Here is a 23,272-nt window from a genome sequence, read left to right on the forward strand (position 1 = left end):
CTCTGTCACGACCGACGATCCGGCTCGGCCGTCGCTAACTGCTGATAGGGCTGGAGAACGGCTTCGCGGCGCTCACCCAGCATCCAGGCAAACCCTCCATACATTGCCGCCATGCAGATGGCGGTGAACAACACCAGTTGCCAGAGGGGAATCAGGCGCATCACGCTCTGCTGCGGCTGCTCCAGCGCTCGCCATTGCGGCGAAAGCCCACGGGGCACCTCCCCGCGCAATTGCCGGATCTGCCTGTACAAGCCGTCGCGAATGTCATCGAGTTCGCCGCCGCCACGCGTGATGACGCGGTATTTGCCTTCGAACCCCAGCGCAAGGCACAGGTACATCAGTTCAAGCATGTGCAGGTGCCTGGCGGGGTTGACCGAAAGACGCTCCACCAGCTGGAAGAACTTCTCTCCGCCAAAGGTTTCCTTGTGATAACGGCTGAGCAGGCTGATTCGCGGCCAGTCGCTGGCACCGCCCCAGGGCGTATTGAGGACCGTCTCATCGAGCACGGTACACAGCACGTAGCGCGCCGCCGTCATCTGCTCGCTGGGTATGCCGTAATGCCGGGTGCTGGCTTCGAACCTCGTTATCTGATCGCAAAGACGTTTGTTCAGCACCTGAATATCACCGGGGTCGCCGAGTTCGGCCAGCCTGACAACCTGGGCAAGCAGCTCGGCGGCGGCCGCTACCAGCGGGTTGATATGGATATTGAAACGCTCCCCCGGCCCCAGTCGGGCGGCGTGATTCAAGCGTTGTTCAAGTTGTTCCAGGCTCGGCGGATTGGGATGGCCGGTCAAAGAGCCGTTAGGGTCGCCATCGCGGATTTCGAGCGCCGTGAGTTCGCCCGGCTGGTAAATCGTCATGGGATTCAGCTCCTGATTGCCCAGAATTTCAGTTCAAGGTCGGCGAACTCTCCGGAAACGTGGAAGGCGAAGCCGCCGGACTTCTCCACCTCGGCTTTTGCGCCGCTATCGAGATCGAGCACGAAGTAGGTTTTGTTGGCGTGGTACGGGATCTGGCGCGGCGCCACCGACAGTGCCTTGAGGCGAATGCCCGGCAAATGCAGGTTGACCAGCTCGCGGATGCCCTCGACCGAGCCGACCTTGAGATGGGCTGGCAGGCGACGGCGCAGCTCCTCGGGCTCGCAGCTGGCAGACGCGGCCAGTACGAAGGCCGCGCTGCCGAGCAGCTGCGGGTCGACGCGCGGAGACACCAGCATGCCGTACTGACGGGCCTGCAACTGGAGCTCCACGGCATGCTGCTCCAGCACCATCGACATCAACTGCCGGATGGCCTGCATGAGCGACGTGAAGCAGGCATGCTGATCACTGTGGCGGTATTGCGCGGTCTGCGCCGGGCGCTTGCCTTCGCAACCGAAAGTCGCCAATTCCCCGTACATCCCGAGCAGCGCCCGGTACAGCTCTTCAGGGTGGATGTCCTTGATATCGTGGTAATGCTGCAGCACCAGCTCCGTGCGGTTGATCAGCTGCAGCATGAGGAAATCGCCCACTTCGGCGCTGCCCACCTCGCCGTTGGCGCGAATCCGTCTGGCAATGGCATCACCCCGGTGGCCCAGCATGCCGATCACTTCTTTCAGGCACGACATGAGGTGGCTCGAACCGCGCGCGGTGATGAACGTCGGGCTGAACGCAGGTGATAGATTGACTGCCTGGTCTGAGGTGGTGGCCTGTACATGGCAGAGCTTGAGCTTCACGTAGGCCTGCTCATCGCTTTGCTCGCCCAGCAGCAGACGAAACTCGGGACGCGCACAGAGAATCTGCGTGCTGCCGGCTTCCCCTGCATTGCTGTCGGCAACGGTCTGCGCATAAGCGGTATAGCGCGCCAGCACCTCGGGCTGCTCCGCGCTGCGCGCTTCGATGCAGTTGCCGGCTACCAGCGGCAGTGCCAGGTACACCGCGGTGTCGCCGGTGTTTGCCGGCACATCCAGCACCAGCGGCTGGTTGCGATCGCGCAGATCGAAGACACTGCCGTCCGGCAGAATGCCCGCCGCCGTGTTCAGCACGATCTGCCCGGAGGCAAGAAACTGTGCGTCGATCTCCAGCTCGGTGAATCCCCACAGAAACGCGCCGCCAAGACGGGTGCGAATCTTCAACTGCTGATCGTAGTACCGATCGTTCTGCTGGAAGTGCTGAGGGCGCAGCAACATGCCCTCCTGCCAGATAACCTTGTGAGCGTTCATGATCACAAGGCCTCCGCGTCGAGACGGTGGATGCCATCGTCACTGAGGCTGAGCTCGGCCCGGGTGAGGCCTTCAGGCGCCAGTTCAATGACATACCGCCAGCGGGTATCAGGCAGGTTTCTGTACGCCGCCATGACGCCGACATACCGGCTTCCGGGTGCGACGCGCAGCTTTAGATCAATGGTATCGCCGGGCCGCAACTCCAGCTCCTCCCGGGCCACCAGATCCTGCGCCAGCGCCTCCCCGCCGCGCTCGTAAAGGCTGAAGAAATCCCGGGTTTCGAATGCCACGGGGTTCTTGAGCTCCAGAAGACGGACCACGACAGGCGATGGGCGACCGTTGATATCCGGGTTGAGCAGATCGTTTCCAGTCAGCTTCATTTCCAGACGGGTCTGGGTCGAATACGGCGACAGCGCCGCGCAACCCGGCAGCAGCAACAATGCGGCCAGCAAAATCGCCAGCAGCGCGGGCGGCAGGCCGATTCGTTTCAGGAAAAACATGCAGATCATCCTTGGGATTCCAGATGGAGGGTGTTCATCAGCCGGATCTGGTCTCGATACGCCTGGGTAAAATGGCGGGCCAGCAGATCGTCGGCCCAGTCAGGATCACGGCTCAGAGCGTGGTGAAAACGCAGATACGCGCGCCATCGGCCGCCTGCGGTGCTGATCACCGGTCTGCTGCTGTCGCGCTCGAATTCCCAGTTCAACTGCTTGGGCGAAAAATGCTCCAGGGCAGCTCGGGCCGTTGCGCGCGCGCCCGCGACCAACGCCACTTCATGCGCTTGAAACGTCCGAAAGGCTGGCCCGATGGCCGATCCGCAACGATCGTCGGCCGGCTCGCCCAGCAGCATCTGACGAATTGCGGCGCCCGCCTCGACGTTCCAGTCCAGCGCTGTGCGGCGGACATCGGGCGGCGATTGGATAGCGCGGCCGATATCCGCTTCCATATCCTCGCGGTTGCGCAGCGTGCGCTGCAGCCCAGCGATGCATTCGCGCAACAGGCTTGCAGCCTTGAGCACGACCGCCTCGCGACCCGCGTCATCCAGAGCGTGCAGGTCGACGCCGAGCGCCTCGCCCAGCTGTCGCCAGAAGTCGTCGGCAAGCCCGGTCGCGGCCTGCCAATGGTCGGGGCCGGGCTCGTCCTCAGTAGCGGGAACCAGGCGGGGCATCAGCAAGTGGTCGCAATCGGCCGGGGTGTGGTCCGCTATCTGGTGCAACGGGTCAGTGCCAGCCGGCAACATCGACCATTCATCGATTAGCAGGCCGGGGCTCGGCTCGCCTGTCACCGCCAACGGATCGAGCTTTGCCGCATCGGACCGCTGATCCTGCACAAAGGCCACCGACGTCAGCCGGGCGGTGACCACGATGCCGCCGAACCGGAATCCGTCGCCGTCGCGAATGGGAGTCGCCTCGCCTTTGCGCAGCAGCTCCCCTTCCCCGCGTCCGGTGCCGTTGCGGCTGATGTCGGTCAGCCAGTAGGCCCCGTCGCGCCAGCTGACTTCGGCATGCCGACCCGATATGTGCCGATGCCGGTCCTCAATGGACCAGGTGCAATCCGGATCACGGCCAATGACGCCGCCGCACTCGTCGAAGACCCCTTGCGTGGCATTGCCGCGTTGCAGCGCTTGTGGATCGAGGAGTTCAAAAACCAGTTTCATGTCAGCTCTCTCCGGCCTTACTTGCCACGGTTGACGGACGCCGGATCGCCGAGCGGGCGATAGTCGTCATCGCTGAATTTGAACGGGCCGCCGCAGCCGCCAAGCACCAGAGACAAAATGAGCAGCATGGCAAGCGACCAGCGAGTGAGGGTCATGGGTGAGTCTCCGGAATGGATGGGGAAACTGTGGGCCGGGCGTTCATCCTTTGGCCCTTGAAGCGCAAGCGTCGATTTGCAGATGGGCCATGCGATACAGAAGCGTGCGGCGCGCAACCCCCAGCTTGCGTGCGGTCAGGCTGCGGTTACCGCCCGAACTGCGCAGGCACTGCAAAAGAATGTCGCGCTCGTACGCATCAAGCTGCTCGCGCAGCTTCAATGGCTCGCCGGGTCCGGACGGGTGTTCTGAAATCAGGAAATCCTGCGGGCATAGTTCCTCGCTTTCGCACATCAGCACCGCCCGCTCGACCATGCCTTTGAGCTCGCGCACATTGCCGGGGAAATCATGGCCAGCGAGCAGTGCCAGCGCCGCGTTCGACCAACGCAAGGGCTCGCGCTCCAGAACCTGACAGGCTTGGGCCGCGAAGTGGCGGGCCAGGTCGACTGCATCGCCGTCACGCTGACGCAGCGCGGGCAACGCGACCGGGAACTGCGCCAATCGGTAATACAGGTCCGCCCGGAACCGACCGTCGGCAATCAGCCCCTTGAGGTCTCGGTGGGTGGCGGCAATGATTCGTACATTGACCTTGCGCGTCACGCTGGAGCCAAGCGGCCGGATCTCACCCTCCTGAAGCACGCGCAGCAGCTTGGCCTGCAAAGGCAATGGCATGTCGCCGATTTCGTCGAGCAGCAGCGTGCCGCCGTGCGCCGTTTCGAACAGCCCTGCACGATCACGATCCGCGCCGGTGAATGCGCCCTTGCGGTAGCCGAACAGCTCGCTCTCCAGCAGACTGTCCGGGAACGCCGCGCAGTTCTGCACCACAAAAGGCTTGTCCCGACGCGGGCCGTGGTCATGGATGGCGCGAGACACGACTTCCTTGCCGGTTCCGGTCTCGCCGGTAAGCAGCACGGTATGCTGGGTGTGCAGGGCTTTTTCGATCAGTCGGCGAAGCTGTTGCACAGCAGCGCTGGTGCCGATCAGCCCATAGCCTGTCGCACGGTTCTTTGCGCAATACGCGGCGCTTGCCGTGACCTTGTTGGCAGGAGCGGTGTCACCCGGCAAGCGGTGCAACAGATCAATTTGCGCAACTGCTGAACTGCCGAGCAGGCGTAATGACGCCACAAACATTTGCAGCGTCTGGGGCCGCTGGGTGGCGCACAGCAGCAAGCCCTGAACGCGATCTTCGCGGTCTGCCAGTGGCACGCAGATCAGCGAACTCCACGCCGGCTCGCTTGCCGGCAGAAAGCCGGTGTCGTAGATGCCCTGCGCGATCTCGGCGATGCTCACCACCTGATTTCGGCTCAGGCAAAACCGTAGCAGCTTCTCCTCGTTGCAGTCGGCCTGCACATCGGCCGACTGGCTTTGGCGCAGCACGCCATCGAGGCATTGGCTCGCCAGCACCAGCCGGCCATGCTGTGCTTCCACAAGATAGAGCTGCACGAGTTCGCAGCCACTCAGCAGTGAGGCGCCAGCGACCAGTTCGTCGGCAACGGTCCGGGTGTCGCACGCCTGTGCGAGCCTGGCGTACTGCGCGCAGAAACACTGCGCGTAGACGAGGGGTTCGGGAATCAACGCAAACATCGGCGGCACCTTATGCAAACTCACAGACCACGGTGCCAGCGCTGTCCAGCGTGGCGTGCACACGGGTCAGTGTGTCGCCACAGGCCATGGCGTCGAGCAGACGATTGGCGATCAATGGCAGGACCTGCTGATCCAGCAGGCGATCCACCAGTCGCGCACCGCTGTCGCCCTGAACACAACGTTCGCTGAGATATCCGACCAGCGCATCGCAATGGCTGAACACCAGCCGACGGGCAGCCAGGCGCTCCGCGAGGCGCTGAAGCTTGAGCGTGACCAGTTCGCCGAGCACCGCATTGCCGACCGGGAAGTATGGAATGACCTGCATGCGCGCCAGCAGCGCCGGCTTGAAATGCGCGCGCAAAAGCGGATGAATGCTTGCTTCCAGCGCCTCGGTTACAGGCCGTGTGTCACCGGGGCAAAGCCGCTCGATCTGCTCGCAGCCCAGGTTGGAGGTCATCAGGATCAGCGTATTGCGGAAATCGATCTCGCGCCCTTCGCCATCGTTGGCGATGCCCTTGTCGAAGATCTGGTAGAAAAGGTTCATCACGTCCGGGTCGGCTTTCTCGACCTCGTCCAGCAACACGACCGAATAGGGCTTCTGCCTGACGGCCTCGGTCAGCATCCCGCCCTCTCCGTAGCCGACATAGCCGGGCGGCGCGCCGATCAGGCGGGAGACGCTGTGCCGCTCCTGAAACTCCGCCATGTTAATGGTGGTCAGAAAGCGCTCGCCGCCGTACAGCAGATCCGCCAGCGCCAGAGCGGTTTCGGTTTTGCCCACGCCGCTTGGGCCCACCAGCAAAAACACGCCGACCGGCGCGTCAGGTTTGTTGAGCCCGGCTGCCACCGCGCGCATCGCGCGGTCCAGCGCATCGATCGCCTGGTCCTGACCGCGAATACGCTGGCGAAGACCAGCGGCGAAACCGGTGACCTGCGCACTGTGCTCCTGGGCCAGTTGTGACAGCGGCACACCGGTCCAGGCGCTCACCACTTGGGCCACCAGTCGAGGGCACACTTCAAAGCTCACCAGACGCTCGGTCTGCTGCGCCTCGCTCAGTTGCAGGTACGCGTGCGCCAGCTCTGCACGCAGCTCGGCGGCGCAGACCTTTGCCCCGTCGTCGTCCGGCGTCTGGCCGACCTCAGCCGCGGACAGCGCCGCCAGCTGCTGGCGCAAGTGGACGACACGCTGCGCCGCCGCGCGCTGTCGCTCCCAGCGCTGTTGCTGGTCGCAGAGTTTATGCTGCGCGACGTCCACGGCCGCCTCGGAGGTGCTCAGTGTTTCGGCTTCCACGGGTAAACCTGCCGCCGCGTCCCGTTTCAATGCTGTGAGTTTGCGGGTCTGTTCAGCCACTTCGCTGCGCAGCCGCTCCAGACTTTCCGGCGCGGCGGCCTGGCTGATGCGGACCCTGGCGCACGCGGTGTCGAGCAGGTCGACCGCCTTGTCGGGCAGCTGGCGGCCGGTGAGGTAACGTGCAGACAGCCGCGCGGCCGCCACCACCGCGTCGTCGCGCAGGTACACGCCGTGACTGCGCTCGTACAGCGGCGCGAGCCCGCGCAGAATGGTGATGGCTTCCTCGACCGTCGGTTCCAGGAGCTGAACGGGCTGGAAGCGCCGGGCCAGCGCCGGGTCTTTTTCGAAGTACTTCTTGTATTCGCTCCAGGTGGTCGCGGCGATGGTCCGCAGCTCCCCGCGCGCCAGCGCCGGCTTGAGCAGATTGGCGGCGTCCGAGCCTCCGGCTTGACCGCCCGCACCGATCAGTGTGTGCGCTTCGTCGATGAACAGAATCACTGGTGTCGTTGAGGCCCGGACTTCATCAATGACACCTTGCAGGCGTCGCTCGAACTCACCCTTGATGCTGGCCCCGGCCTGCAACTGGCCCATGTCCAGGCACAGGAGTTCGACGTTGCGCAGCGGCTCGGGCACTTCGCCCTGGGCAATCCTCAGCGCGAGACCTTCGACCAGCGCGCTTTTGCCGACACCGGCTTCACCTACCACTATCGGGTTGTTCTTGCGCCGCCGCGCCAGGATATCGATCATCTGCCGGATCGCATCGTCACGACACAACACCGGGTCCAGCTTGCCCTCGCGGGCCTGACGGGTCATGTTGTGGGTGAAACGGGCCAGCAATGACTCTGCCGCAGCGCCCGGTTGCCGGGACTGCGTTTCGGGCTGCTCGCCCAGCGCATAGTCGAGCAAGCGTTCGACGTTGATCCTGTTCAACAACGGCTGGTAGCGCGTTCCGGCGTAACGGACCGGGTTGCGCAAGATCCCGAGAATCAGCGCCGCCTGATCAATACGGCTCTGGCCCAGTTCGAGGTTGGCGACCAGCAATGCGTCCTGCAGCCACTGAACCAGTTCCGGCGCGAACACCGGATTTCGCGTGACGTCCCGGGATTCCACCGGCGGCTGCAATGCCGCGGTCAACCCGGCCGCCTCGACGCCTGCGTCGGCCAGCGCTGCCGCCAGCATCCCGGATGGCCGCTCCAGCAGCGCCAGCAGCATGTCCTCCACGACGATTTTGCTTGCGCCGCGGGCGACACATCGTTCGGCGGTGCCCTCAAGGTCCTTGCGGGTCGCGGCGTCCAGTGCATTGACGAGTTGTTGCAGGTCGACGTTGATCATGAGTTTGCGTCCTTGATTAAGTGGCTGCCGAGGGTGATCACACCGTCGGCCCGCTCACGTCCCAGCCAGGTGGTCCAGCCCAGATGGCAGGTGTTCTGCTCACCGATGTGCAGCGCCCGTATGTCGCCGTGCAGCATTTGCAGCCGAACGTCATGGTCCAGAGGGTCACGCTGGGTGAATCGAACCAATGCATTCAGTGGTTTGTGGCCCGAGCCGATCGGCAGGAACTTATGAAAGCTGTCCCAGTCGAGGGCGCGGATATGAATGCGAAACCTCCCGCTACGGTCTCGCACCCGCTCACCGAGCACCGCGTCCTCGCCCAGGCGGCTGTTGGCGCGGCCCAGGCGATTGAGTTGCCGGTCGCTGATAAGGACGGCACGCTCGATGCACTGCTCGATGCACAGGTCAGCGTGTTTGAAGTAGTAACGCAGTACCGCTTCGATCAGCGCAGCGGAATGCGCCCGCAGGCTCAACAATCCCAGGTACGGCAGCAGACGCTTCCAGTTGATTTCACTGCTCTGGCGTATGTGCTTTCCGCCCAGGCCAATCAACGCGAACAGCTGCGCCGAGAACGGGTCTCTGGCACCGCCACGAAACCGCGCGTGATAGCGATACTTGCGCCAGATCGGCAGCAGCAGGCGCAGCAGGCGGTGGTTGAACACGTCAAGAAAATCACGCGTCGCGCACGCAGCCTGGCCGTCCCCCAGCGCCTGCTCGCTGTAGAAGACCGGCAGCGGCGAGGCGGCGCCGAACAGCCCCAGAGGGTTGAGCCGCATACGGGCGCGCGACCGCCCCGCCGCTTCGAAGAACTCAAGCTCGTCGATATCGCTGGCCGCAAACCCCAAGCTGGAATTGGCCTGCAACAACAGAAGTTCTTCGAGCTGACTTTCGTCGAGTTCCGGGTGGCGCAGGCGCAAGCGTTCGATGACCAGCGGGATGGCCTGATACACCGAGAACTCGCGAACAGTAGCGTCCAGGCGATTCAAAGCAGGGGCTGCTGACCCATGCGGGGCGTCCATTCGTACACATCTCCATCGACGGTTTGCACATGCAACTGGTGGAAGGAATTGAGGCTGGCGTACAGCGCGAAGAACTCATCGAGCACTGACGCGAACAGAAAGAGCGCGCCCTGCCCCAGGCCCTCGGCATCGACCATCAGGTGGGTGCGCAGACCACGAACAGGCAGGCCACGAAACAGCCGATCCACGGGTCGATGACTGATCGATTTCAACCCGTTCAACAACTGTCGGCTGACCTTTTCGGCCTGCGGATCGTAATAGCGCGGCAGGTCGTAGGTTTCGAGAATGACTTTCAGCGCGTCGACATTGGCCAGCGACAGATAGTTGAGCGACATGTTGCTGATCAGCTTCCACAGAAAATCCCGATTGATCGGCGGCGCATAACTGCGAGTCACCGGCGTGATATTGCGAAAGTGCACGAAATCCGGGCCGCTCTCGGCGAAGCTTGAGATCCCGTTGGCCGGAATCTGCAAGGGCAGATTGTTGTTGGTGCAGGTCAACTCGATGGAGATCGTTTCGTGGCGCTCCACATCGCGGAGGTCGAAACTGAGGTAGGTGTCCAGCCCTTCATGCGCCAGCGCGGCACGCTGGCGGATGCTGTAGTACGGGCACGCCTGCTGAACGTCGAAGCTGGGGTCGTGTTCGAATGACTCGAACAGAACGTAATCCTGACAGCCCAGCGCGCCGGGTTGCCATCCCGTCACCTTGTCCACCGAATACACACTGCAGTGTTGCGTGCCGTACCCTCCGGGCATCACCAGATATTCGTCCTGCTTGCCTTCGAGTCGCACAGGCAGCGCGTCCTGCTTGAACAGGTTGACGACTGGCGTGCAGTACAGCCTGACGTTGTCGACGGTGGGCCGCAGACGCAGGATGTCGCCGTTCGCGATGTCGAAGCTGAGGGTAAGCCCGCGTGCCTGCTCCAGGATTTCCCTGGGCAGCGACTCCAGCGTGTCCAGCCCGAGGATATCGACGAACATGAATTTGTCCGCGAAGGCGAAATACTCCTGAAGGTAGCGGTAACCCCGGAAGGTATTCAGCGGATAAGGAATCAGCGCTTCATCTTCGGCAAAACCGACCGGACGAACACGGTCAACGGGAATGCTCAGTTCCGCCGGCGCACCGACGCGGGACAGCGGTTGCCCGGTCTCGTCGAGCAACGTCACTCTGATCCCCGTCAGCTGGCGCAGCAGACCCAGATAAAGCGTCTGGCTGATGTAACGGTCCCCGGCAAGATGCAGACGCAAACGATCCAGCTGCACGTCGCCCAGATGCCCGTCGCTCGTCATGTCCAGGCGCAATTCCAGAACCACGCCAGTGCCTTTGGCGGCGCAGTTGAGGGTCTGCAGCCTTAGCGGCAGAACCGGCGTCGTGTAACAGGTCCGAAACCGGCACATCATGCCGTCGACCGGCTCGCTTTCCATTGCCGTGTCACGGTTGACGATCACGCCCGGGCCCGGCTGGGTCATCGGGTCGAACTGGACGATGCTCATTGCTGGAAACGGCCGCATGTAGTTGGGCCAGAGCAGTTGCATGAGCGAATGCGTCAACTCGGGAAGCTCGTCATCGAGCTTCTGGCGCAGTCGGCCGGTGAGAAACGCAAAGCCTTCCAGCAGCCGCTCGACATCCGGATCACGACCCGCCTGCCCGAGAAAGGGCGCCAGCGCCGGATTACGGTCGGCGAATTCACGCCCGAGCTGGCGCAGGGCAGACAGCTCGCTCTGGTAATAATGATTGAAAGACAAAACGTAACTTCCTGTCAGGTAAACCTGTCCCTGTGACTGAGCGAATCTGCCGCTCAGGCCGATCCGCGTTCGCGGCAGTGGAACTCAATCGTGTCGGACACTTGCCTCGCCGCTGGCGCCAAGGCTCACCGAAAAAACCGCGTGACGCTTCCTGCCCTCGACTTCCAGTACGCCCTCGATGGCAAACAGCAGCCTGAGCGAGTCATGGCTGCAGTCCTGTCGCGTGACGCTCACGCCGGACAGACGCGGTTCGTACTTTTCGACGAAACGCTCGATGGCGACGCGCGAAGCTTCCAGTGTCGCGTGGAGGCTCTTGCTCATATCATTCAGGTCAGGAAGGCCGTAGTCAGGCAGCGTCTGGACACTGCCTGACCGGGTGCTCAACATCCTGGAAAGATGGGCGGCGACCGAAGCGATGACCTGCTGTTCATGGGGCAGACCCGCGCGCTTGGCAGATTCACCCGCCAGACGCTCGAAGAGGCTGCCGTAAGATCTGATCGCCACTGCCGTTTCCTCACTCCTTGTCCAGCTTGCCGACAAGCGACAGCGTGAAATCGGCGCCCATGTATTTGAAATGCGGGCGCACGTTCAGGCTGACCCGGTACCAGCCCGGTTCCCCCTCGACATCGCCGACCGTGATCTGCGCGGCGCGCAGCGGGCGCCGACCGCGCACGTCGGCGCTCGGGTTATCCTGGTCGGCCACGTACTGGCGGATCCATTTGTTGAGTTCGGTTTCGAGATCGGTGCGCTCTTTCCACGACCCCAGCTGTTCGCGCTGCAGCACTTTGAGGTAGTGAGCCAGCCGGTTGACGATCATCATGTAGGGCAGCTGAGTGCCGAGTTTGTAGTTCAGCTCTGCGGTCTTGCCCTCGGCGCCCTGGCCGAAGAACTTGGGCTTCTGAACCGAATTTGCCGAGAAGAACGCTGCGTTGTCGCTGCCCTTGCGCATCGTCAGGGCAATGAAACCCTCCTCCGCCAGCTCGTACTCACGACGGTCGGATACCAGCACTTCGGTTGGAATCTTGGTTTCGATGTCACCCATGCTCTGGAAATGATGCAGCGGCAGATCCTCGACCGCGCCCCCGCTTTGCGGGCCGATAATGTTGGGGCACCAGCGGAATTTCGCGAAACTGTCGGTCAGCCTGGTGGCGAACGCATAGGCGGTGTTGCCCCACAGATAATGCTCGTGGCTGTTGGCGACCGTCTCGCGATAAACGAACGTCTTGACCGGGTTTTCCAGCGGGTCGTAAGGGTTGCGCAAGAGGAAGCGCGGGACCGTCAGGCCGAGGTAACGCGCATCTTCCTGCTGGCGAAAGCTCTGCCACTTGGCAAAGTGCGGACCGTCGAAGTGATCTTTCAGGTCCTTGAGGTCCGGCAGGCCGGTGAACTGCTCAAGGCCGAAGAATTCAGGCCCGGCCGCGGCAATGAACGGCGCGTGAGCCATGCAGGCAACGCTGGATACATACTGCATGGTCTTCACGTCCGGCGAGCTGGGCGAGAAGAAGTAGTTGGCGATGATGGCCCCGACCGGGTTGCCACCGAACTGGCCGTACTCGGCGGTATATACGTGCTTGTAGAGCCCGGACTGCATGACTTCGGGCGAGTCTTCGAAGTCTTCGAGCAAGTCCTGTTTGGAGACGCTGAGGATTTCGATCTTGATGTTTTCGCGAAAGTCGGTGCGGTCTACCAGCAGCTCAAGACCGCGCCACGCGGATTCGAGCGACTGGAACTCGGCATGGTGGAGAATCTCGTCCATCTGCCGGCTCAGCCTGGCGTCGATCTCGGTGATCATGCGATCGACCAGCGCCTTCTTGACCGGCTCTCCCTGGTTGTGCGGTTTGAGCAATTCCTGGATGAAGGCCGCGACTCCGCGCCTGGCGATGTCGTAGGCTTCGTCGGCGGGTGTCAATCGGGTCTCGGCGATGATCTGGTCCAGCACACCGAATGCCGGGACTTCCTTGTTGATCTGCTGCGCAGCTGTCTTGCTCATCGTTATGGCTTCCTGATACGACTGGGGTTCAAGCGTTAGGGACTGGATCGGCGTTCAAACCCAGCTCATCGAGAACGCGCGCGCGGGACTCCTCGTCGTTCAGTACCTGCTCAATGGCCTTGCGAAACGCAGGCGCATTGCCCAGCGGCCCCTTTAGCGCCACAAGCGCGTCGCGCAACTCCATCAACTTCCTCAACTCCGGCACCTGCTCGACCACACTGGCCGGGTTGAAATCCTTCATGGAGCGGATTCCGAGAGTCACAGGCAACTCGTCGTCGGTATCTTCCTGCAAGCGACCTGGCACGCTCAGCGTCAGCGAGATCTCCTGTTTGGCCAGAACTTCATCGAAGTTATTCCGGTCAATGCTGACCGATCTGCGGGTTTCAAGTTTTCGCTCATCGGCACGCTGCGTGAAGTCACCGAGTACCAGTAACTTCAACGGCAGTTCAATCTCTTCCTGGGCACCGTTAGTGGCAGGTTTAAAAGTGACGTTGATACGTTCCTTGGGTGCTACCGAGCCTTCTTTGGCCATAGCCATTCTCCTTTGATGTTATGGCCATGCGGCCTATTGCAGTACGCTTTCAATATCGAGGTGACATAATCTGCCGTACAGCTCTTCCTTGTATTCACGAACTACTTTGTTCTGTGGAAGCAGCTCGCAACAACTGTAAAGCAGGCGCAGAACATCCAGATAAAGCTCTGGCTCCCAATCGGCCAGACCCGCTGATTTCATTTGCTCGTGCAGAACGTCAAGTTGATTTCTCGCCAATTCATACTTCTTCGCCTTGTAACAAAGCCGGGCCAGTGCCAATCGCCAATAAAACTTTTCGCGATTGCCGGGCGCCTTCTGAATATGTTCCCGGAGCTGCTGGGCGACAGGTCTGACACCCTCGGCCTCCAGCAATGGAATCATTTCATCCATGACAACTTCCCAGGTCGGTCGCAAACTTGGGCCCTCCATTGTTTCGGGCTCTCGGTCGACCTGCGGCTGCGCGACGACACGCTCGGCAATCCAGCTGTTGGTCGCGGCGTCAGCAAAGGCCCGGCCGTCTTCGAATCGCAACTCGGTAACACCTGGGAGCCGGGAGAGAAACGTTGAAAAGCAGGTTTCCAGCTCAGCCATGGCTGCTTCGGCGTTGAGAGCTTTTAAACACTTCCAGACCATGAACTGGCCATCGAACCAGAACGGCGCCGTGACAAGGCTGGCTTCCAGATCGACGATCAGATCAGCGTAATGGCCCTGCTGAAAACGTTCGTCGTAGCTCTTCAGTTTTTCGGCGGGTAGCCCGCGCAACATTGTTATCTGCTCGCTGTTGCACTCTGGCAGCCTGTCGATTTCCAGCCAGCTGATCGCTCGATTCAGCCGCAATGCACGCAAGTCGGAAGCCTTGTTGCGCAACCACCATGCGCACAGCGGCAAAGCGCTATCCTGCTGGGCTTTCCATGCGCTGCGCGCGTCCTTTTCATTGTCGATCTTCACTACGGGCGCAAACAGAGTGGCCGCCGCCTGCTTGATCTGGGCAACGACCGTAACCGGCCTGCTTTCGGCTTCCCGGGCCTTCTGCAGCATGCGTGTCAGGCGTCGCCGCAGCGGCAGGAGCAGCGGCGCTTCATCCTTCAGGTTAGTGGTGAAGGTTTCGTCAATGCCTTCGAGGTAAGCCTCCAGCTTCTGGAACAGTGGCAGCTGATCCTTTACCGAAACATCCTCGACGAGCACCTTCTCAAGTCGTGCAACAAACCAGCCCAGCGCGGCGCAGCGGGTACGTGGCTTGCGTGGCGAAAAACTGTCCCACTGCCGCTGACAGAGATGGTTGATCATCCCGCAACCGGCAAGCAGCCCGGCAAACGATTCCGTTTCATACAAGGCCCAGGACAACCAGCAGGCAACGCGCAGATCCTTGGCAAGATTCTGCAGAACCGCTTCGCAGCCCTGCCGCACCCGCGGCCAGTCAACCGGCCCTGATTCATGCATGGATCGGGTCTTGCCCACTTCGCGCTCAAGCGCTTCGAACTCAGCGGAAAATCTGACTTCCTCCCCCATGAAGCCCTGTTCCTGAACCGGTCGGGCCGCGAGGGAGAGATAGTGAGTCAGTAACTGATCCGAATAAGTCATTTAATCCGTCAACTCGCTTTGATTGCACTTCACGCCGCGAGTAAATCCGTATCCCGCAACTCGGTGGACGCAAACATTAGTCATACACATCGTGAGTAACAAGCGCCAAACCCAGGAAAAACGCTCTTTCAGAAATGTCCTACGATGTTTGTCTGGGTTTTGGTAGGAAACAAAGTTTTACAGCCAGCTCCCCCACAAGGCCCGGACATCTACGACCGGTTATATCTATGGGTCTGCGCAACTGTGCAGGTTCTTGCGCAGTTTCTGAAACGGCGAAGCTATAGTTTTGAGGCGCAGCCCTTGCGCACCAAAGCTATTGAGTCAAGAGCGCAAGAATCTGCACAGACTGCGCAGCTTCTTGCGCACTTTAATCTAATAAATATGGAAAACCGGACAAGCTTTCAATAGCAATTCAAGCCAACCCCCTATTTTTAAAGGGTAGAAAAAAAGCTGGCACGATTAATGTAACCACAAACATCGCTCCCCGAACGAAACCACTACGCGGAGAGCTTTATCTTTATCAGGAGATTTATAATGGCTTCACCTCTTTACATGACAATTGCCGGCGTAAAACAGAACAAAATAACGGACGGCGCTTCCAGCGAAGACTCACTTGGCGAAGCCTTCGAAGAGAAGCGCCAGGATGAAGTCATGGTTATCAGCTACGAGCACGTGATCGAGTCACCCCGCGATAGGGTAACTGGCTGCTCGAGCGGCACCTGCGCACACGGGCACGTAAAAATAACCAAGGTTATGGACAAATCCTCACCCCAACTGATGCAGGCACTGACGGAAGGCGAGCCCCTCACCGAGGTAACCATCCGTTGGTATCGCACCGTTCAGGGCCAACCGCAGCACTACTTCACAACGACCCTAGAGGACGCGCGCGTGGTCAAGAAGCATGACTACATGCACAACCGCCAAGATCCGAACCTCGCTCACTTCACCCACCTGGAGGATGTGTCTTTCAGCTACGGCAAGATTATCCAGACGCACTTAGCCGCTGGTAGTGAAGCCTCTGCTGTCTGGCGCGAAGCTGCGCCTGCGCCGGCCGGCTGACGAGCCAGCCGCCCATCGCCCTTCGGGGCGATGGGACCTATCCCAAACCCTCGACTGACACTCACCCATCCAGGAGGAAGCAGAGTGGTCGTACCTGACACGCAAGCCCTGTTCGAACTCAGCATCCCAGGCGTTACCCATGACCTGCAGGTGTTGGCATTCACCGGCCATGAAGCCGTCAACCAGCTTTTCTCTTTTGAGCTCAAGCTTGTAAGCCGGCGGCGCCTGGAAGACCTGGAAACCCTGCTGCATAAGCCGGCTTTTCTGCGCATGGCCGGCAGCGGTGTCGGCATCCATGGGTTAATAGATCTTGTCGCCGAGGCCGATACCGAACGCGACATCACGCATTATTCGCTGACCCTGCGCCCGAAACTCGCCTACCTGCGCCATCGATTCAACCAACGAATTTTCCAGTGCCTGACCGTGGAACAGATCATCCGGCAGGTGCTTAAAGAACACGGCATCGTTGCCGGATACAGCTTTGAACTGAGCGGCACCTACACCGAACGTGAGTACTGCGTGCAGTACAACGAGTCGGACCTGCACTTCGTGCAGCGCCTCTGCGAGGAGGAAGGTCTGCACTTCCACTTCACGCACAGTCCCAATGGCCATCATCTGGTATTCGGTGACGACCAGAGGTCCTTCCCGGAACTGCCGAAAATCCCCTACCGGCAGGACAGCGGCATGGTGGCCGAGGAACCCGTGGTCAGCCGCTTCAGCCTGCGTCTGGAAACCCGCACCAGCCGGACCACCCGCCGCGATTATGATTTCACCAAACCACGCTTTCGCCTGGACAGTGCTGCGACTTACGACGCCAGTCCGGATCTCGAAGATTACAGCTACCAAGGCCGTTACACCGCCCGCGAACGCGGTGAGCAGCTTGCCAGGCGCGCACTTGAAAGGCATCGCCATGATTATCGACTGGCCGAGGGCCGCAGTAACCAGCCCGCCCTGCTCAGCGGTCATCTTCTGCGACTGGCCGATCACCCCAACGACCAGTGCCACGGCGCGTGGCTGCTGACCGAAATTCACCACGAAGGTCGACAGCCGCAAGTTCTGGAAGTGGCACCGGTAGCGGCGGCACGTGAAGGCGCCTTCAACCAAGGCTACCGCAATCGTTTTTCCGCTACGCCGGGCGACGTTTCCTACCGTCCGCCGGTGCTGCATCCCAAGCCCCGGCTCCTGGGCAGCCAGACCGCACTGGTAACGGGCCCGGCGGGCGAGGAAATCCATTGCGACGATCGGGGCCGGGTCAAGGTGCAATTTCACTGGGACCGGGACGGCAAGCGTGACGCAGCCAGCAGTTGCTGGCTGCGGGTCGCTTCAAGCTGGGCGGGCAACCGTTACGGAAGCCTGGTCATCCCGCGGGTGGGCATGGAGGTGCTGGTAACGTTTCTTGAAGGCGACCCCGATCAACCGCTGATCAGCGGCTGCCTGTACCACGCCGAACACGTGCCGCCCTACGAGCTGCCGGCCAACAAGACGCGCAGTGTCTTCAAGTCCCTGAGCAGCCCGAATGGCCGAGGCTACAACGAGCTGCGCATCGAAGACCGCGCGGGCCAGGAACAGATCTTCATCCACGCCCAGCGCGACTGGGACGAGAACATTGAGCACGACCAGAAGATTCGCGTCGGCAACGAGCGGCACGACCGTGTCGAAGCCAACAGCTACAGCGAATTCAAGGCTGAAGAACACCGCGTTATCCACGCGGACCGTCTGAGCGAAGTTCGTGCCAACGATCACCTGACCGTGGGCCAGTCCGCGCACACCCAGGTGGGCGCTTCCTATTTGCTGCGTGCCGGGGAGCAAGTGCATCTACAGGGCAGCGATATCGTCATCGATGGAGGTATGGAAGTCACTCTCACGGCTGGCGGCAGCTTCATCAAGATCGACCCCAGCGGCGTCACCCTGTGCGGCCCGCAGATCAGGCTCAATTCGGGCGGTGCGCCAGGGATAGGGGTCCCGGCGGCGCCAGTCTTGCCGGAATCGACACAGCCGACGGATGCCGATACAGCGGGCGAACCGCTGATTCCGGCGCAGGCGACAACGTTCAAACGCACTGCGCGGTGTGAGCAATGTGAAAAGGCCGCGAGGGACGCCGCAAAATGAATTTCGCCAATTACCTGCTTATCGACGGGCTGCTTCGCCCGGATGCCATCAAACAGCTTTACCAGCGCAGCGAGCCTCTCTCGATAAAACCGTTGTACGTCGGCACTCGCTGGGCGCCGCTCAAGGAGCGCGGCCCGATTCTGGTCGGAGCCGATGCCCCTTCCCAGCTTATCCATGACTGGCGCACCTCACCGGATCAACATCTGGACGCCTGTGCGCTGTACAGCCAGGCGCCGACGCAAACTGTCGCGGACCATTTGCGTCAATTCCTTTCGCCACCTGATCACCTGGGTCAGTGCAGCCTGTTGAGATTCGCCGACCCGGTCGTGCTGCATTACTGGCTTTCCAGCTACAGCCCTGAGCACCTGGCCCAGGTGCTGGGGCCGGTGGAGCAGATCTGGGTCCGTCAACCGGTACACAGCTGGCACCCGCTGCCACAGACCCCGTTCACCAGTTTTGTGCGATACGGCCCGGTCCACGCCTGGGAGGCAAGGTTCTCGCTGTTGGGCGAGCCGCAAAACGAGGCCTTCGAACAGGCCTACTGGTGGGTATTCCAAGAGCGCCTTCATAAATGGCTCACCTCCCTCAAGGCAGAGGCATTCGCGGATAAAACCGGCACGCAGATAGACAACTGGATGGAGCATGCCATCGAGAGCGGCCGGCGTTGGGGCCTTGTCAGCGAATACGCATTTGCGACGTGGGCAGAGCTCTGCCTGCTCTGGGGACTGGATTTCACCGATCTGGAGGGCGGCCCTTATCGACGCTGGCAGTGCACGCATCCGGAACAGGCCCGCCTCGCGCCCGAGTTGCGCCTGGAAGCTCTGGACAATTTCCGCTTGAACGCAGCCAAGGAGGCTTCGCATGAATGACAAGCAAGGCACGGACCGGGACCGTCGCGGCACCGAGTTCGACAAAAAACCCGCGACGGCTACCAGCACCTGTCCGTTCAAGCAGCGGGAGGTGGCCATCGTTCCGGTTCGTTATGCCCTGGACCGCTCTCGTTATGACCCTGCGCCAGACAAGCTCAAACCCTTGGCAAAGAACGGCAACTGGACCCGGTTGCCGCCGCTGAGCACACGAAGCTACACACTGCGCCAGCTATACGATGGCTATGTGTATGTTTTCGATGAAACGGCCCGTACCTTTCACGAGTACGTCGTTAGCGGCGCAAACGCGTGCTTTACGCGCATCGTCTGGACCGAGGCCCACCTGGGGCAAGACACTCGCAGCAGTACCGGCCAGGCAAGCCGTTATCTGCTCTACCCCCGGACCAGCCGCCTGCATCTGGCCTTTTCCCCGGTGCAGTGGACGTGGCGGCTCTGCGAACACATGCGTTCTAACGCCGACAGCCGGGGCAAGTGGATGAAAACGCTCGACCTGGCGGGCTACTGCAACACCATGGCCGAACCTGGCACCCTGCCGTTGGGCAGGATCGCTGAAGCGGTTGCCGATGTCGACGCAGGCAACGCCAACCAGGACGGTCGTTTCGACGACTCGTCCGTGCCAACTTTCAGTGCGGGTATGACGGAGACGGATACCAACTGCAAACCGCAGCTATCGCCGGTTGGTGCCGAGGCCTACTGGCTGGGTAGCGTTCCGGACAAGGACAGCGCCCTTCTCATCGCCCTCGACGACCCAATCGCCATCCTCAATGACCTGGGCTTGCAACTGGCCGCGGACCAGGCGGCTCATGGCGTATGGCGGAACGAGCATGGGCACAAGCTGGAGATGGCGAAGACGGTTACCAATCTGTGTGCCAGCAGTGATAACCCTGAACGATTACCGGCGTCGGTGAAGGGAGATGTGGTGCGGACGCAGAGATACCTTCAGGATGTTGACGAGTATCTGGACCAGCTGCTGTTGGAGGACGTCGTCGCGACCGGGCCGAGCCACGACTCACATGTCGGCCCGGACTTCTTCAAAAGTTCGGAAATGAAAAGTGCCCTACTGCGCAAGTACGGCACGGCTCCCGAAGCCAAGGATTCGGAAAGCTGGGATAAACGCGCGAAATGGCGCCGCGAGATAGACCTCAAGGGCGCGCGAGCCTATATCGCCAGGCACCAACCGACTGGCGACACGCTGCTGCGGCAGATTAGGGAGACACAAGCTGACTTTCGGCAATGGGCTGAACACATAGGCCTGGACCCGGCAGTGCTGTTCGTGGACACCACGAATGTGAAAAGCCTGCTGTATCTGCAGACCGTCATGAGCGAGCTGCTGACCGTATACAGCCAGGATATCGAGGCCCACGACTGGTTGCTCGCGCAAGAAAAAAACGCCAACAGCCTGTTTGGCACTTTGCGTTACGGATTTTCTCCAGCGATCAAGGAAGCCCTGCATCAAGAGGCCGACGAGGTTCTTAAAGGGATAAACGACTACACCAACCTAGCGACGCGGGTTGGAGAGCTTAACGCAGCTTTGAACCATCCCGACGTGGCCGATAAGGCGTGGATGAAAAAGCTTTCGCAATCCGCCCGCGACACCTACGGCGCGCTTCGAGAACTGGCGAGCGGTAAAGGTAAAGCTGTTGCCGAAAGCATCATGGTTGCCTTGATCCCTGTCGACGCCAGGTACAGCAAAGGCAAACAAAAAGACGTCCTGTCGCTGTTCCGAAGTCTGATCATCGGCCGGGCACTGCTTGGCTCACCGCACAAGCTGGCGATCGACGCCGAGGTTGGCGCCAGGCTCAAGTCCTGGAAAAGCAGACACCTGCTGTTGAACAACGAACTCACTAACCTGAGACGCAATTGGCTATACCCGCACACCACGTATGACCGTAGAAGCCTGTCCCGTCAGATATCCCAGGTTGAAGATGACATTCAGAAACACCTGATCAAACTGCCTCTGGTGCTGGATTATCAGGAAAACCGATATGCGCTTGCACTTCAAAATGAAATGGAGGCACACGCGAAGTCTGGATTGAAAACCCTGAAAGATTGGGAGGCCCGGGCAAAAGACTGGATAAGCCGCCTGGGCGCTGCAACCGCGACCACGATCACGTGGGGCGTCATCATGATCAACTTCATCAACACCGCCCTGCTTTACGATGAATTGACGCGCGACGGCGAATTCAGCGAGCGGGACATGATCAAGATCGGTTATGGGCTGGGTTATAGCTTTAACTTGTTGATGGGTGTGTTTGTGGAAGCGCCCTGGGCCGTTATCAAGGCTGCGCAGCCAGTAATTATCGAAGGTAAGACCATCGGCATACTCCAGCGCTCATCAACTTACTGGATGGGACGGGGCAATATTGAATGGGGCAATGCAGTCAAAGGATTTCGGGTTGGGATGGTGGCGGTAGGGGCGTTTGGGATGATGGCTGCCGTATTAGAGCTCTTTGACCTTTATGAGGATCTCGACAACGCGAAAACTCCCGGGGAATTGCTTGGCACAAGAATCAAGTCGACTGCCGTTTTAACGATGGCAGCAGGGAGCCTCGCTCAAGTCTTCGCCGGACTTTCACCTTCGACTGGAGCTGCCACGATAGTTTTAAGTTCATGGTTTACATTTGCGCTGGCAATCGCCGGCGCCGTCTATCTGATCGCTTCAATGGTAGTGAATTACCTGCAACAAGATAGCGTAGGTTGGTGGCTACGCAAGTCGTCATGGTCCGTATCTAGTGAGCTTCGCATTTCAGATAATCCTGTTGGACACGCTGAAGAAATCAGAACACTGCTGGAAATCCAGAACAGTCCGTCCATCTTCGTAAAGAGCACCTACGAGGATCGTCTGGAGTTGGGCGAATCCGGGTATGCCGTCCAAAGTGTCCAAAGCGGAGCATGGATCCAGCTTTCTTTGCCAGCAACTGTACGAGGGGCGACACTAAACCTCAGCGTCATCAGCACTGAGCGACCCTATGCCGTACTAACTGTTGAACAAAACAAAAACGCTATTGCCAAGCACTTCCTAGACAATGGACGTTTTAGCAGCACAAGTACCTTCAGGACCGTCGATGAGCGGTATGGGAAAAGCTCAGGAGAAATGTACTTCCCGGTAATTCCGCCATCGGAGGAAGAAATTCTGTGGCAAGCATGGGTTCCGCTTTCCAAGACAGCCAGATTCATTGAATTCCAGATCTGGCCACCCGCGGAATCTCCAGCCAACTCAAAAGCCAGAACATATCTCTATCAGGTAGAGCTGAAACCCAAGGGGCAGCTGGCATCGGACGGGCTGATTAAAACCAGGCTGGCAGTACAGGCTGCGAACCCGACGGAGACCATAGCACTGGAAGTACCTCTTGACCCGAAAGGAGACCAACCATGAGTTCTGATAACAGCCAAACAGGCCGCAGCTTAGCTTGCGTAAACAAAACGAATCAAGGCCAGGCGATTTTTTCGTGGACAACCCACCAAATGCCCGGATCTCCACTCATGGTACTGCAGCGCCAGCTATTAATGACTTCTGCAGTCGTAATCTCTTGCGGAATTTACATTATGATTTTGAAGGATGCTTTACTGAACGAGCCGTCATTTTTCATAAGCTTTATATTTGTAGCCATCGCACTCCTAGCCTTCTATCTAAAAATGGCAAGACAGAAGACTGCCTACCACTATCAGATTTATGAACATCTCGCGACACTTGACCATCATGTCTATTACTCTGATCTCGAAATCAGCATAATAAAAACCCTTGCAGCAATCTGTATGCTCGTGTTCGTGGGAGCGGCTGTGATCACCGGCTCCATACTCTTTCTGGTCGGGCCAGCCGCCATCGGATTTCTGGCCGCGCTACGACTATTGAACTGGCAGAACCCGATAACCCATGAAAAAAGTCTTCCCTTCAAGGAGTACAACTTCGTCACCGTCGACCGCAAGCGAAGAATCATTGTCACCCATTTCACAGACCGCTCCCTGGGTTTTGAGGCGCGGCTTCCGGATGACGCGCTATTTGAACAGTACCTGAACTTGCTACAGAGTTCGCTTCCGCCGACGGCTGAGTTTACGGAGAAAAAATGGGATCAGGATTTGCTTTGAAATGTCAGATAAGCAAGCTTTGTTCGCGTTCGATACTCAGCGATCAAAACCTT

18 protein-coding genes are annotated in these 23,272 nt (G+C 60.0%); 5 read left to right on the forward strand and 13 right to left on the reverse strand.

Features of this window, described 5'->3' with window-relative positions; translation table 11 throughout:
- Nucleotides 1-5 precede the first annotated feature (5 nt).
- From icmH to tssA, 13 genes are all read right to left on the reverse strand, one after another.
- Nucleotides 6-860, reverse strand: a complete 855-nt coding sequence (icmH, locus tag J3P77_RS12720; RefSeq protein ID WP_434676985.1) for a type IVB secretion system protein IcmH/DotU — start codon at nucleotides 858-860, stop codon at nucleotides 6-8.
- A gap of 5 nt (nucleotides 861-865) precedes the next feature.
- Nucleotides 866-2,197 carry a type VI secretion system baseplate subunit TssK gene (gene tssK / locus J3P77_RS12725; protein ID WP_434676986.1) on the reverse strand — a complete coding sequence of 444 codons (1,332 nt, stop codon included), beginning with the start codon at nucleotides 2,195-2,197 and terminating at the stop codon, nucleotides 866-868.
- Between the two features lie 2 nt (nucleotides 2,198-2,199).
- Nucleotides 2,200-2,697, reverse strand: a complete 498-nt coding sequence (gene tssJ, locus J3P77_RS12730; protein ID WP_434676987.1) for a type VI secretion system lipoprotein TssJ — start codon at nucleotides 2,695-2,697, stop codon at nucleotides 2,200-2,202.
- 5 nt (nucleotides 2,698-2,702) lie between these two features.
- The gene (locus J3P77_RS12735) at nucleotides 2,703-3,854 is read right to left on the reverse strand and encodes a type VI secretion system-associated FHA domain protein (protein ID WP_434676988.1); all 1,152 of its coding nucleotides are present in this window, start codon (nucleotides 3,852-3,854) and stop codon (nucleotides 2,703-2,705) included.
- A gap of 17 nt (nucleotides 3,855-3,871) precedes the next feature.
- Nucleotides 3,872-3,982 carry a type VI secretion protein gene (locus J3P77_RS12740; protein ID WP_434681999.1) on the reverse strand — a complete coding sequence of 37 codons (111 nt, stop codon included), beginning with the start codon at nucleotides 3,980-3,982 and terminating at the stop codon, nucleotides 3,872-3,874.
- Nucleotides 3,983-4,052: 70 nt separating this feature from the next.
- Nucleotides 4,053-5,591 carry a sigma-54 interaction domain-containing protein gene (locus tag J3P77_RS12745; protein WP_434676989.1) on the reverse strand — a complete coding sequence of 513 codons (1,539 nt, stop codon included), beginning with the start codon at nucleotides 5,589-5,591 and terminating at the stop codon, nucleotides 4,053-4,055.
- A gap of 10 nt (nucleotides 5,592-5,601) precedes the next feature.
- Nucleotides 5,602-8,211, reverse strand: coding sequence for a type VI secretion system ATPase TssH (gene tssH, locus J3P77_RS12750; protein ID WP_434676990.1), 2,610 nt, complete (start codon nucleotides 8,209-8,211; stop codon nucleotides 5,602-5,604).
- Nucleotides 8,208-9,230 (reverse strand): type VI secretion system baseplate subunit TssG, encoded by a 1,023-nt coding sequence (gene tssG / locus J3P77_RS12755; RefSeq protein ID WP_434676991.1) that lies wholly within the window; start codon nucleotides 9,228-9,230, stop codon nucleotides 8,208-8,210. The genes tssH and tssG overlap by 4 nt, the downstream gene beginning before the upstream one ends.
- Entirely contained in the window at nucleotides 9,194-10,975 is a 1,782-nt protein-coding gene (gene tssF, locus J3P77_RS12760; RefSeq protein WP_434676992.1) for a type VI secretion system baseplate subunit TssF, read from the reverse strand. Before tssF ends, tssG begins: the two co-directional genes overlap by 37 nt.
- A gap of 84 nt (nucleotides 10,976-11,059) precedes the next feature.
- Nucleotides 11,060-11,473 (reverse strand): type VI secretion system baseplate subunit TssE, encoded by a 414-nt coding sequence (gene tssE, locus J3P77_RS12765; protein WP_434682000.1) that lies wholly within the window; start codon nucleotides 11,471-11,473, stop codon nucleotides 11,060-11,062.
- Between the two features lie 16 nt (nucleotides 11,474-11,489).
- Nucleotides 11,490-12,965 (reverse strand): type VI secretion system contractile sheath large subunit, encoded by a 1,476-nt coding sequence (gene tssC / locus J3P77_RS12770; RefSeq protein WP_434676993.1) that lies wholly within the window; start codon nucleotides 12,963-12,965, stop codon nucleotides 11,490-11,492.
- Nucleotides 12,966-12,993: 28 nt separating this feature from the next.
- Entirely contained in the window at nucleotides 12,994-13,497 is a 504-nt protein-coding gene (gene tssB / locus J3P77_RS12775) for a type VI secretion system contractile sheath small subunit (RefSeq protein ID WP_434676994.1), read from the reverse strand.
- Nucleotides 13,498-13,530: 33 nt separating this feature from the next.
- Entirely contained in the window at nucleotides 13,531-15,078 is a 1,548-nt protein-coding gene (gene tssA / locus J3P77_RS12780) for a type VI secretion system protein TssA (protein ID WP_434676995.1), read from the reverse strand.
- Between the two features lie 534 nt (nucleotides 15,079-15,612).
- On the opposite strand from tssA, the gene J3P77_RS12785 reads away from it, so the two are divergent.
- The 5 genes from J3P77_RS12785 to J3P77_RS12805 all read left to right on the forward strand — a co-directional run bounded on the left by J3P77_RS12785 (nucleotide 15,613) and on the right by J3P77_RS12805 (nucleotide 23,219).
- Nucleotides 15,613-16,137, forward strand: coding sequence for an Hcp family type VI secretion system effector (locus J3P77_RS12785; RefSeq protein ID WP_434676996.1), 525 nt, complete (start codon nucleotides 15,613-15,615; stop codon nucleotides 16,135-16,137).
- An 84-nt stretch (nucleotides 16,138-16,221) separates the two neighbouring features.
- Complete coding sequence (locus J3P77_RS12790; protein WP_434676997.1) at nucleotides 16,222-18,246, forward strand: type VI secretion system tip protein VgrG; 2,025 nt, start codon at nucleotides 16,222-16,224, stop codon at nucleotides 18,244-18,246.
- Nucleotides 18,243-19,115: a DUF4123 domain-containing protein gene (locus J3P77_RS12795; protein WP_434676998.1), complete on the forward strand. Its 873-nt coding sequence runs from the start codon at nucleotides 18,243-18,245 to the stop codon at nucleotides 19,113-19,115. The genes J3P77_RS12790 and J3P77_RS12795 overlap by 4 nt, the downstream gene beginning before the upstream one ends.
- Complete coding sequence (locus tag J3P77_RS12800) at nucleotides 19,108-22,509, forward strand: T6SS effector BTH_I2691 family protein (RefSeq protein ID WP_434676999.1); 3,402 nt, start codon at nucleotides 19,108-19,110, stop codon at nucleotides 22,507-22,509. Before J3P77_RS12795 ends, J3P77_RS12800 begins: the two co-directional genes overlap by 8 nt.
- Nucleotides 22,506-23,219 (forward strand): permease, encoded by a 714-nt coding sequence (locus J3P77_RS12805; protein WP_434677000.1) that lies wholly within the window; start codon nucleotides 22,506-22,508, stop codon nucleotides 23,217-23,219. Before J3P77_RS12800 ends, J3P77_RS12805 begins: the two co-directional genes overlap by 4 nt.
- The last annotated feature ends 53 nt before the right edge of the window (nucleotides 23,220-23,272 follow it).

Origin of the sequence: Pseudomonas sp. R1-18, from assembly GCF_051132095.1 — a bacterium.
Classification (GTDB): Bacteria; Pseudomonadota; Gammaproteobacteria; order Pseudomonadales; family Pseudomonadaceae; genus Aquipseudomonas.

What these genes read in the sequence shown, in the direction of transcription:
- tssA (WP_434676995.1), bottom strand. Translation starts at nt 15,078, where the DNA reads ATGACTTATTCGGATCAGTTACTGACTCACTATCTCTCCCTCGCGGCC.
- tssK (WP_434676986.1), bottom strand. Translation starts at nt 2,197, where the DNA reads ATGAACGCTCACAAGGTTATCTGGCAGGAGGGCATGTTGCTGCGCCCT.
- J3P77_RS12785 (WP_434676996.1), top strand. Translation starts at nt 15,613, where the DNA reads ATGGCTTCACCTCTTTACATGACAATTGCCGGCGTAAAACAGAACAAA.
- J3P77_RS12795 (WP_434676998.1), top strand. Translation starts at nt 18,243, where the DNA reads ATGAATTTCGCCAATTACCTGCTTATCGACGGGCTGCTTCGCCCGGAT.
- tssH (WP_434676990.1), bottom strand. Translation starts at nt 8,211, where the DNA reads ATGATCAACGTCGACCTGCAACAACTCGTCAATGCACTGGACGCCGCG.
- J3P77_RS12745 (WP_434676989.1), bottom strand. Translation starts at nt 5,591, where the DNA reads ATGTTTGCGTTGATTCCCGAACCCCTCGTCTACGCGCAGTGTTTCTGC.
- tssB (WP_434676994.1), bottom strand. Translation starts at nt 13,497, where the DNA reads ATGGCCAAAGAAGGCTCGGTAGCACCCAAGGAACGTATCAACGTCACT.
- tssG (WP_434676991.1), bottom strand. Translation starts at nt 9,230, where the DNA reads ATGGACGCCCCGCATGGGTCAGCAGCCCCTGCTTTGAATCGCCTGGAC.
- icmH (WP_434676985.1), bottom strand. Translation starts at nt 860, where the DNA reads ATGACGATTTACCAGCCGGGCGAACTCACGGCGCTCGAAATCCGCGAT.
- tssJ (WP_434676987.1), bottom strand. Translation starts at nt 2,697, where the DNA reads ATGTTTTTCCTGAAACGAATCGGCCTGCCGCCCGCGCTGCTGGCGATT.
- J3P77_RS12800 (WP_434676999.1), top strand. Translation starts at nt 19,108, where the DNA reads ATGAATGACAAGCAAGGCACGGACCGGGACCGTCGCGGCACCGAGTTC.
- J3P77_RS12735 (WP_434676988.1), bottom strand. Translation starts at nt 3,854, where the DNA reads ATGAAACTGGTTTTTGAACTCCTCGATCCACAAGCGCTGCAACGCGGC.
- J3P77_RS12740 (WP_434681999.1), bottom strand. Translation starts at nt 3,982, where the DNA reads ATGCTGCTCATTTTGTCTCTGGTGCTTGGCGGCTGCGGCGGCCCGTTC.
- tssC (WP_434676993.1), bottom strand. Translation starts at nt 12,965, where the DNA reads ATGAGCAAGACAGCTGCGCAGCAGATCAACAAGGAAGTCCCGGCATTC.
- J3P77_RS12805 (WP_434677000.1), top strand. Translation starts at nt 22,506, where the DNA reads ATGAGTTCTGATAACAGCCAAACAGGCCGCAGCTTAGCTTGCGTAAAC.